Source organism: Mesorhizobium sp. M2A.F.Ca.ET.037.01.1.1 (genome assembly GCF_003998075.1).
GTDB lineage: Bacteria > Pseudomonadota > Alphaproteobacteria > Rhizobiales > Rhizobiaceae > Mesorhizobium.
The window spans coordinates 1-1,559 of record NZ_RZSA01001276.1 but is presented as its reverse complement, the minus strand read 5'-3'; the positions used below and the strand labels follow the sequence as shown (position 1 = coordinate 1,559).

At 67.9% G+C, this 1,559-nt stretch carries 2 protein-coding genes; both read left to right on the top strand.

The genetic code is table 11. The features are described from left to right. The coding region (locus EOA27_RS35880) for an ATP-binding cassette domain-containing protein (RefSeq protein WP_127258664.1) at nucleotides 1-442 on the top strand (442 nt) is incomplete at its 5' end. Beyond that, nucleotides 439-1,559: sugar ABC transporter permease (locus EOA27_RS35875; RefSeq protein WP_127258662.1), on the top strand; the 1,121-nt coding region annotated here is incomplete at its 3' end. The genes EOA27_RS35880 and EOA27_RS35875, both read left to right, overlap by 4 nt.

Sequence of the window (1,559 nt, the reverse complement as noted above, 5' to 3'; positions counted from 1 at the left end):
CGCCTGGACGCTGCTCAACGAATTGTCGGCGCGCATTCCAAGCGTGCGTGAAGCGGTCGCCTCGCTGTCCGGCGGCCAGCGCCAGACGGTCGCCATAGCGCGCTCGCTGCTGCTCGAGCCGAAACTCATCCTGCTCGACGAGCCGACCGCCGCCCTTGGCGTCGCGCAGACGGCGGAAGTACTCAACCTCATTGACCGCGTCCGCGCGCGCGGTCTCGGCGTCGTCATGATCAGCCACAACATGGAGGATGTCCGCGCCGTCGCCGACCGCATCGTGGTGCTGAGGCTCGGGCGCAACAACGGCGTCTTCGAACCCGACGCCTCGAACCAGGATCTGGTCAGCGCCATCACCGGCGCGTCCAACAACGCGGTGTCGCGGCGCGCCGAGCGCCTGCGTATGGAACGCGATCACAGCGCACAGGCGGGGGAGCAGCGCCCATGACGGAGCAAGGCAATTCGGCTCCTCTGGCGCTCGACCGCGCCGATGCGCGCGTCAAGCATGAGGCCGGCATTGGCGGGGCGGTCCGCGCCTTTCTCGACCGCGTGCGCAGCGGCGACCTCGGCTCGCTGCCGGTCATCGTCGGTCTACTAGTGATCTGGACGGTCTTCACCAGCCTCAACCCGGTGTTCGTTTCGAGCAGCAATCTGGTCAATCTCCTGTTCGATTGCTCGACCGTCGGTGTGATCGCGCTCGGCATCGTCTGCGTGCTGATGGTCGGCGAGATCGACCTGTCGGTCGGCTCCATCAGCGGCTTCGCCTCGGCGATGGTCGGCACGCTGTGGGTCAACCAGGGCTGGCCGGTCGCGCTGGCGATCCTGGCCGCGCTGGCCTTCGGCGCCCTGATCGGCTCGCTCTATGCCTTGCTGTTCAACCGCCTCGGCATGCCGAGCTTCGTTTCGACGCTGGCCGGCCTGCTCGCGGTGCTGGGCATGCAGCTCTACATCCTCGGCTCCACCGGCTCGATCAACCTGCCCTATGGCTCGCCCCTGGTGGATTTCGGCCAGCTGATGGTGATGCCGAAATGGGTCTCGCACACGCTTGCCGCGATCCCGGGTTTGGCGATGCTGGTCAGCGGGCTTCGCACCTTCGCGCGCCGACGCGCGGCCAATCTGTCGACGCCGTCCGTGGCCGGGCTCGTCCTGCGCGTCGCCGCCATAACGATCAGCCTCGAGCTGATCGTCGCGTACCTCAACCAGTCGCGCGGCATCCCGTGGATGTTCGGCCTCTTCGCTGGCCTAGTCGTGGCGATGAACTATGCGCTGACCCGGACCAAATGGGGGCGTTCGATGACCGCCGTCGGCGGCAACCGCGAGGCGGCACGGCGTGCCGGCATCAAGGTGCGCGCCATCTATCTCAGCGCCTTCGCCCTGTGCTCGCTGTTCGCCGCGCTGGGCGGCGTGCTTGCAGCCGCCCGGCTCGCTTCCGCCAGCCAGCAGGCCGGCACCGGCGACGTCAATTTGAACGCCATCGCGGCCGCGGTCATCGGCGGCACCAGCCTGTTCGGCGGCCGCGGCAGCGCCTATTCCGCGCTGCTCGGCATCATCGTCATCCAGTCGAT